The sequence below is a fragment of the Umezawaea sp. genome (assembly GCF_036375055.1).
In the GTDB taxonomy this organism is placed as follows: Bacteria; Actinomycetota; Actinomycetes; order Mycobacteriales; family Pseudonocardiaceae; genus Umezawaea.
In genome coordinates this window covers 1-7561 of sequence record NZ_DASUSQ010000098.1, presented here as the reverse complement: position 1 = coordinate 7561, position 7561 = coordinate 1, and the positions used below count along the sequence as shown (strand labels likewise).

The window sequence follows — 7561 nt, the reverse complement described above, 5'->3', positions numbered from 1 at the left end:
TCGCCCGGGCCCACCTCGACCGGGACGCTCTCGCCGGTCAGCAGGGACGCGTCGATGGCCGAGGTGCCGTCCTCGACGACGCCGTCGGTGGCGACCTTCTCGCCGGGCCGCACCACGAAGCGGTCGCCGGCCGCGAGCTGGTCGACGGGCACGCGCACCTCGGCGCTGTCGCGCAGGACGGCGACGTCCTTGGCCCCCAGCTCGAGCAGGGCCCGCAGCGCCGCCCCGGAGCGTCGCTTCGCGCTGGCCTCGAAGTAGCGGCCACCGAGGATGAAGGCGGTGACGGCGGTGGCCACTTCGAGGTAGATCTCGTGGGTCCCCGCCCCGCGCTCGACGTCGAGGCTGAACGACATGGTCATGCCGGGCGTGCCGGCCTCGCCCCAGAACAGGGCCCAGACCGACCAGCCGAAGGCGGCCGTGACCCCGACCGAGATGAGCGTGTCCATCGTCGCGGCGCCGTGGCGGAGGTTGGTCCACGCGGCCCGGTGGAACGGCAGCGCGCCCCACACGACGACCGGGGCGGACAGCACCAGCGAGAGCCACTGCCAGTAGGTGAACTGCGCCGCGGGCACCATCGCCAGCAGGACCACCGGCACCGCGAGCACCGCGGACACGACCAGCCGCTGCCGGAGCGACCGCGTCGGGTCCTCCTCGACGGGCTGGTCGCCGTCCGCGCTCGCCGGGGGAGCGGGCAGTTCCGCGGTGTAGCCGGTCGCCTCGACCACCTTCACCAGGTCGGCCGGTGAGTAGGCGTCGGTGAAGACCACCCTCGCCTTCTCCGTCGCGTAGTTCACGCTGGCCTGCACGCCGTCGAGCTTGTTGAGCTTGCGCTCGACGCGGCCCGCGCAGGAGGCGCAGGTCATGCCGCCGATCGTCAGTTCGACCTGGCTCGGCGGGGTTGTCGTGGTGGGGCTCATGGAGCGCGCCTCCCTGGGGTGCTCAGCCGTGACCGGCATGGCCGTCGTCCGCTGTCGTGGTGGCCGCCGCGGGCGGGGCCGACCCGGTGGTCCCGAGGGTGAACTCGGCGGTGCGGACCCTGCCCCCGTGCTGGAAGTCGAGGAACAGCCGGTACCTGCCGGTGGTCGGCACCTCGACCAGGAACGCCACCTCCGGACCCGAACCGGGTGCGGCCTTCGGGTGGACGTGGAGGTAGGCCAGGTCCGCCCCGCGCAGGGCGACCAGGTGGCCGTTCGCGCCGAGGTAGGGCTGGAGATCGGTGACGGGGGCGCCGTCGCGGGTCACCGTCGCGGTGACCGGGGACTCCGCGCCGGCGGCCAGTTCGCCGTCGAGTCGAACGGTGTAGCCGTCCACCTCGGAGGAACGGCTGTCCGATGTGTACTGCTCGGGTGCGAACGAGCCCGGTGCCTGCACGTCGGCGCCGAGCGTCGTCTTCGCGCCGCCCTCGGGCTTGAAGTCGGCGAACACGCGGTAGCTGCCCGCCGCCGGCAGCGCGAGCGGGGTGCTCCACGTGCCGCTCGCGTCCATCCGCGGGTGCAGGTGCTGGTAGTGGGCTCCGTCGCGCCGCACGAGCACCAGGTGCAGGAGCTTCTCGTGCTCCACCTCGAACCTCGTCACGGGCTTCCCGTCCGGGCCGTCGATCCGGAAGCTGAACGGCTGGGGCGGGCCGACGGTGAGCGCCTCGGTCGCCACCCTGAGGGCGTAGCCGTTCCGGGCCGCGGCGAGACCCGGCGGCAGGTCGTCGACGGGTTCGGCCGGGGCACCGCCGGTCGCGCTCGGCGGCGTCGTCCCGGCGAACGGGCCGACGGCGGCGCCCGCCGCCCAGGTCGCGCCGAACGTGGCCACCAGCGCGACCGCGAACGCGGAGACCTTGGAGGCGGTGTTCATGTCCTTCTCCCTCGGATCGGCTTGGCGGTGGCACATGTATACCCCAGGGGGGTAGGGGTACGCCAGCGTGACGGCGCCTACGATGGCGGGGCGGACGTGTCCACCGTCCTGGAGCCGGCAGAGCGGAACGTGGTCGATGCGGGGACGGGTTCGGGTGGTGGCGCTCGTCGTGCTGGTCGTCGTCCTGGCGGTCGTGGCCGCGGTGGTCGACGTGCCCACCGTCGAGCAGCTCCGCGCCCACGTGCGGGCGGCGGGCGGGCTCGCGCCGCTGGTGTTCGTGGCGGGAAGCGCGCTCGGCACCGCGGTGTTCTTCCCCAAGCCGGTGCTGGCGGCCGCGGCGGGACTGCTGTTCGGCCTGGTCCAGGGGGTGCTGCTGGCCGTCGTCGGGTTCACCGCGGGGGCGCTGCTGTCCTTCGGCGTCGCCCGCGCGCTGGGGCGGAGCGCCGTGGAGGCCCGGCTCGGGAGCGGACGCCTGCGCCTGGTGGACTCGGTGTTCGCCTCGAACGGGTTCGCGGCCACGCTGGTGCTGCGCCTGCTGCCCGTCGTGCCGTTCACGGTGTCGAACTTCGCGGCCGGGGTGACCTCGGTGCGCGCCCGGTCCTTCGCGCTCGGCACGGCGGTGGGCCTCGTCCCCTCCACGCTGATCGCCGTCGTGCTCGGTGACGCCCTGCGCGAGCCGGGCTCGCCGCGCTCCTTCCTCGCGCTCGGGGCCTGGCTCGCGCTCAGCGCGGTCGCGCTGGTGTGGGGACGCAGGCTGCTGGCCCGCGCGTCGAACGCTTGATGCGGGTACCCCCTAGGGGTATGTTGAGACGCGAGTCGAAGGAGGAAGCATGGACCACGCTCCCGCACCCGAGGGGCTGACCGGGCTCGCCGTGTCCGCCACGCTGCACTGCCTCACCGGCTGCGCCATCGGCGAGGTGCTCGGGATGGTGGTCGGCACGGCCCTCGGGTGGTCGAACCTCGCGACCGTCGTGCTGGCGGTGGCCCTGGCGTTCCTGTTCGGGTACTCGCTCACCATCCGCCCCGTCCTGAAGTCGGGACTCCCGCTGCGCGCGGCGATCGGCGTGGCGCTCGCGGCCGACACCGTCTCCATCGCGGTCATGGAGGTCGTCGACAACGCCGTGATGCTCGGCGTCCCCGGCGCGATGGAGGCGGGCTTGGCCAACTGGGTCTTCTGGGTCAGCCTCGTCTTCTCCCTCGCGGTCGCGTTCGTCGTGACCGTGCCGGTGAACCGCTGGATGATCGCCCGCGGCAAGGGGCACGCCGTCGTGCACCGGTACCACGGCGGCGGGCACGACCACTGATCGTTCACGCCGCTCCGGGGACCTTCGCGGAGCGGCGGGCCAGGACGGCCGCCCCGAAGAGCAACGCCCAGACCTGGAGCGGGAACACGGTGACGCGCTCGGCCGCGCCGACGCCGATGGCGCCGCCGGGGTTCGCGGTCGCCAGGACGGTGAGGGCGAAGCCGAGCAGGCCGATGACCCCCAGCGCCAGGGCCGCTCTCCGCACCGCGGGACGGTCGCGGGTCGAGGTTCCCGCGACGACGAGGGCGGCGTTGCCGAGGAGGAAGACGGGCAGCGCGCCGATCGAGTGGACGGTCAGGTCGACGTCCTCGGGGACGAGTCCCACGACGACCCACGAGATCCCGGTCAGCCCCACCATCGTCCGCCAGGCGTGGCGGCGTCCGGCGGGGGAGGTGAGGACGATCCCGGCCAGCAGGAGCACGCCCTGCGCGACGAAGGCGGTGTTCATCACCGCGTGCAGGGGTGAGCAGACGTCGTTGCCGAGCACGGGGCCGCAGCCCACGGCGCCGAGGTCGCTGATGTAGTTGGTCGACCAGCGGTAGCGGGGCTGGTCCCAGGCGCTCTGGACGACGACGTGCGCGACGAAGAACTGCACGGTGCCGAGCACGAGCAGCGCCCCGCCCAGTCGGGCCTTCCAGGGCGGTCGGGGACGGGCGGTGGTCATGCGGGCTCCTTCGAGGGGGTGAGCAGCGCGGTGAGGACCGCGCCGGTGGCGAAGAGGGCGGCGGCCCAGCCGAACGCGGTGCCGTAGCCGTGGACGGCTCCCTCCGCGGGGTCGGTGACCCGCGCCGCGGCCGACGCGGCGACCGCGGCGAGCACGGCCACGCCGAGGGAGCCGCCGATCTGCTGCGCGGCGTTGACGGAGGCGGCGGCGGTGCCCGCCAGGTCGTCGTCCAGGCGGGCGGTCGCGGACGCGGTGGCGGTGGCGATGACGAGTCCGACGCCCGCGCCGATGAGGACCAGGCCCGGCAGCAGGTCCGGGACGTAGTCGCCGCGCACGCTGATCCGGCTGAGCAGGAACTCGCCCGCGCAGGCGGCGGTGAGGCCGATCGGCACGACCGGACGGGCTCCGAGCGCCCTGCTCAGGGCGGGCCCGACGACCGCGGCGGAGAGGACGAGGGCCGCGGGCACGGGCAGGAAGGCGAGTCCGGTGTGGACCTGGCCGTACCCGAGGGTCGACTGGAGGTAGAACGGCAGGAACAGGAACGTCGTGAACAGGCCCGCCGAGGACAGCAGCAGCGCGATGAGGGCCGAGCCCCGGCCGCGGTCGGTGAGGATCCCCAGCGGCAGCAGGGGGACCTCCACCCGCGTCTGCGCGACGACGAACACCACGAGCAGGACTCCCGCGGTGAGGAGCGCGCCGACCGTGACGGGCGCCGTCCACCCGGCGGTCTCGGCCCTGGAGGTGCCGAACACCAGGCTGAACAGGCCGAGGGTGGCGGTGGCGGCGCCGAGCAGGTCCAGGCTCTGCCCGGTTCGGCGCTCGGAGTCCGGCGCGAGGAGCACCGCGGCGACGACGGCGGGGATCGCGATGACGACGTTGATGTACATGGTCCACCGCCACGACAGCGTCTGGGTGAGCGTCCCCCCGAGGAGCAGGCCCACCGTCGTGCCGATCATGGACACGGAACCGAACACCCCGAACGCCCGACCTCGTTCCGCCGGGTCGGTGAAGGTGGTCGACACGAGCGCGAGGGCGGCGGGGGCCAGCAGGGCGGCGAAGAGCCCCTGCCCGATGCGGGCGCCGACGAGGACCGCGGCCGTGGACGCGGCACCGCCGACGGCCGACGTGACGGCGAAGCCGACCAGGCCGGTCACGAGCACGCGCTTGCGGCCCCACCGGTCGGCCAGGCGTCCGCTGAGCAGCAGCAGGCTGCCGAACGCGAGGGCGTAGCCGGTGACGACCCACTGCCGCGCGCTGTCGGCGAAGCCCAGGTCGGCCTGCGCCGACGGGAGGGCGATCGTGATGACGGTGGTGTCCAGGGCGATCATCAGCTGGGCCACCGCGAGCGCCGCCAGCAGCCACCACCGCCTCGGGGCCGCCAGGACGGCGGGTGGTCGGGTGTCGGTCACGGGGTCCTCCTGGGTTTTCGGGCACGTCGAGGACCGGTGCGGCGGGGCGCACCGGTGCGGGGGTGGGGCGGGTCAGGGGCGGCGAGCGGTCCAGAGGGTGCGCGTCCCGCGGATCCGGACCTCGCCGAGGGTGCGCACGTTGCCCGCGCCGTCACCGGCGAGGGTCATCAGGGTTGCCCGGTCGGAGTCCCGCAGGGCGGGCGCGGCGTGTCCGACGCGGCGCAGCTCCAGGGCCGCGTACTCACCGGCCGGGCCGTCGGCGGGCAGCGTCACGTCGGTCGTCAGCCGACGCGTGCGCGGCGCCTCGAAGCCGTGGGCCGTGATCGTGGACGTCCAGTCCGGGTGGTCGGCCGACGACCCGGCGGCGGAGCGCACCCGCTCCTCCAGGTCGGCGTGGGCGAGCGGGAGCACCGCCGGTGGCCCGTCCATCTCCACGACCGCCAGCACGCCTCCGGGGCGCAGCGCCTCGAACAGGGTGCGGAACGCCCGATCCGGGTCGGCGACCTCGTGCAACGCCGAAGCGCACCACACCAGGTCCGCGACTCCCAGGCCGGGTGGCGCGGTGGTGACGTCCGCCCGCAGCGCCTCGACGCGGTCGCCCAGACCCGCCGCCCGGGCGTTGTCGCGGACCCGCTCCAGCATCCGTTCGTCGACGTCGACCGCGACGACCCGCGCCGCCGGGAAGCGGCGGGCCAGCGCGATGCTCCCGGTGCCGGTCCCCGCCCCGACGTCCAGCACGCGCCGGACCCCTCGCGGGTCCGTGACCAGCGCGGACACGACGGACATCGCCTCCGTGAGCGCCTCGGAGTGGATCTCCGCGTCGAGGTCCAGCAGCGTCGCGAGCAGGGGGCCGTGGGAGTGCTGTTCGGTCATGCCACGACCCTAGGCGCGCCCTGCCTCAGGGGCATACCATCTTGTCTATGAAGCAAGAAGTGGATGTGGACCGGCTGATCCGGCAGCGGATCAGGGCACTCCGCCTGGCACGGGGCTGGTCGCTCGACGCGCTCGCGGAGCGGTGCCACCTCAGTCCGTCGAACCTCAGCCGCATCGAGACCGGGTCCCGGCGGATCGCGGTCGACCAGCTCGTCCTGATCGCGCGAGCCCTCGACACGAGCATCGACCTGCTCATCGAATCCCCGAACGACGAGGACGTCGTGATCCGGCCCCACCACGACGAACGCCGCGGCACGACGATCTGGACGCTCGCGCGCGAGCACACCCCGAACGACCTCACGGTCGCCAAGATGCACATCACCACCCCGGCCCCGCCCCTGGAGGAGGCGGGAGTCCACCCCGGTCGCGACTGGTTCATGGTGCTCTCCGGCACCGCGGAACTCCGCCTCGGCGACCGCCTCGTCCTGGTGCGGGCCGGGGAGGCCGCCGGGTTCTCCACCATGACCCCCCACGGCATCGGCGCGCACGGGGGAGAACCGGTCGAGATCCTCGCGATCCTCACCCAGGACGGCCACCGGGCGCACGCGCGCGAGGGCTAGCCGACGTGACGCGCGCTACTGGTTCAAGCGCCGCGACGCGGGGAACCCGGCCCCGGCAGGCGGTCAGAGGTTGGCGCCGGCTGCGAGAACACGGTCGACGCCGTCCTTCGAGGAGCGAACATGCACGCCTGGCCAGGAACCTCCTACCCGCTCGGCGCCACCTACGACGGGGTCGGCACCAACTTCGCCGTGTTCTCCGAGGTCGCCGACCACGTGGAGCTGTGCCTGTTCGACGACGAGGGCGGGGAGACGCGCGTCAGGCTGCCGGAGGTGGACGGTTTCGTGCACCACGGCTACCTCTCCGGCGTCGGGCCCGGCCAGCGCTACGGATACCGGGTGCACGGACCCCACGACCCGTCGCGCGGTCTGCGGTGCAACCCGAACAAGCTGCTGATCGACCCGTACGCCAAGGCGATCTCGAACGGCGTCGAGTGGCACGAGTCGCTGTTCGGCTACCCGTTCGGCGAGCCGGACCAGCGCAACGACCAGGACTCGGCGCCGTACGTGCCGAAGTCCGTCGTGGTGAACCCGTTCTTCGACTGGGGCGTCGACCGGCCGCCGAGGACGCCGTACAACGAGACGGTGATCTACGAGGCCCACGTGCGCGGCCTGACGATGAACCACCCCGAGGTCCCGGAGGAGCTGCGCGGCACGTACACCGGCCTGGCGCACCCGGCGGTCATCGACCACCTGACGAAGCTCGGGGTGACGGCGATCGAGCTGATGCCGGTGCACCAGTTCATCACCGACCACGGGTTGGCGGAGAAGGGGCTGCGGAACTACTGGGGTTACAACACGATCGGGTTCTTCGCGCCGCACGACCTGTACGCGGCGATGCCGGACCAG

Annotated in this window: 8 protein-coding genes and 1 pseudogene; 4 read left to right on the top strand and 5 right to left on the bottom strand. The window is 73.6% G+C overall.

Annotated elements, in window-relative coordinates; genetic code table 11:
• Both VFZ92_RS26425 and VFZ92_RS26420 read right to left on the bottom strand, forming a co-directional pair.
• Positions 1-917 (bottom strand): heavy metal translocating P-type ATPase (locus VFZ92_RS26425; protein ID WP_330878736.1); only part of this gene is annotated, 917 nt, incomplete at its 3' end.
• Between the two features lie 22 nt (positions 918-939).
• The gene (locus VFZ92_RS26420; RefSeq protein ID WP_330878735.1) at positions 940-1845 is read right to left on the bottom strand and encodes a hypothetical protein; all 906 of its coding nucleotides are present in this window, start codon (positions 1843-1845) and stop codon (positions 940-942) included.
• 136 nt (positions 1846-1981) lie between these two features.
• Here VFZ92_RS26420 and VFZ92_RS26415 point away from each other — a divergent pair, with 136 nt between their 5' ends.
• Together VFZ92_RS26415 and VFZ92_RS26410 are read left to right on the top strand one after the other, a co-directional pair.
• On the top strand, positions 1982-2626 hold the full coding sequence (locus VFZ92_RS26415; protein ID WP_330878734.1) for a TVP38/TMEM64 family protein: 645 nt from the start codon (positions 1982-1984) through the stop codon (positions 2624-2626).
• A 49-nt stretch (positions 2627-2675) separates the two neighbouring features.
• Positions 2676-3149 (top strand): DUF4396 domain-containing protein, encoded by a 474-nt coding sequence (locus VFZ92_RS26410; protein ID WP_330878733.1) that lies wholly within the window; start codon positions 2676-2678, stop codon positions 3147-3149.
• Positions 3150-3153: 4 nt separating this feature from the next.
• On the opposite strand, the gene VFZ92_RS26405 is transcribed toward VFZ92_RS26410, so the two are convergent.
• The 3 genes from VFZ92_RS26405 to VFZ92_RS26395 form a co-directional block, all read right to left on the bottom strand.
• On the bottom strand, positions 3154-3813 hold the full coding sequence (locus tag VFZ92_RS26405; RefSeq protein ID WP_330878732.1) for a DUF998 domain-containing protein: 660 nt from the start codon (positions 3811-3813) through the stop codon (positions 3154-3156).
• On the bottom strand, positions 3810-5222 hold the full coding sequence (locus VFZ92_RS26400; protein WP_330878731.1) for an MFS transporter: 1413 nt from the start codon (positions 5220-5222) through the stop codon (positions 3810-3812). The genes VFZ92_RS26405 and VFZ92_RS26400 overlap by 4 nt, the downstream gene beginning before the upstream one ends.
• 72 nt (positions 5223-5294) lie before the next feature.
• Positions 5295-6095 carry a class I SAM-dependent methyltransferase gene (locus tag VFZ92_RS26395; protein ID WP_330878730.1) on the bottom strand — a complete coding sequence of 267 codons (801 nt, stop codon included), beginning with the start codon at positions 6093-6095 and terminating at the stop codon, positions 5295-5297.
• A gap of 47 nt (positions 6096-6142) precedes the next feature.
• On the opposite strand from VFZ92_RS26395, the gene VFZ92_RS26390 reads away from it, so the two are divergent.
• Complete coding sequence (locus tag VFZ92_RS26390; RefSeq protein ID WP_330878729.1) at positions 6143-6715, top strand: helix-turn-helix transcriptional regulator; 573 nt, start codon at positions 6143-6145, stop codon at positions 6713-6715.
• A 120-nt stretch (positions 6716-6835) separates the two neighbouring features.
• Positions 6836-7561: pseudogene (locus VFZ92_RS26385) on the top strand (glycogen debranching enzyme); the annotation flags it as partial.

Coding starts and splice junctions, on each gene's coding strand:
- VFZ92_RS26410 (WP_330878733.1), top strand. CDS start 2,676: ATGGACCACGCTCCCGCACCCGAGGGGCTGACCGGGCTCGCCGTGTCC.
- VFZ92_RS26420 (WP_330878735.1), bottom strand. CDS start 1,845: ATGAACACCGCCTCCAAGGTCTCCGCGTTCGCGGTCGCGCTGGTGGCC.
- VFZ92_RS26415 (WP_330878734.1), top strand. CDS start 1,982: ATGCGGGGACGGGTTCGGGTGGTGGCGCTCGTCGTGCTGGTCGTCGTC.
- VFZ92_RS26405 (WP_330878732.1), bottom strand. CDS start 3,813: ATGACCACCGCCCGTCCCCGACCGCCCTGGAAGGCCCGACTGGGCGGG.
- VFZ92_RS26395 (WP_330878730.1), bottom strand. CDS start 6,095: ATGACCGAACAGCACTCCCACGGCCCCCTGCTCGCGACGCTGCTGGAC.
- VFZ92_RS26390 (WP_330878729.1), top strand. CDS start 6,143: ATGAAGCAAGAAGTGGATGTGGACCGGCTGATCCGGCAGCGGATCAGG.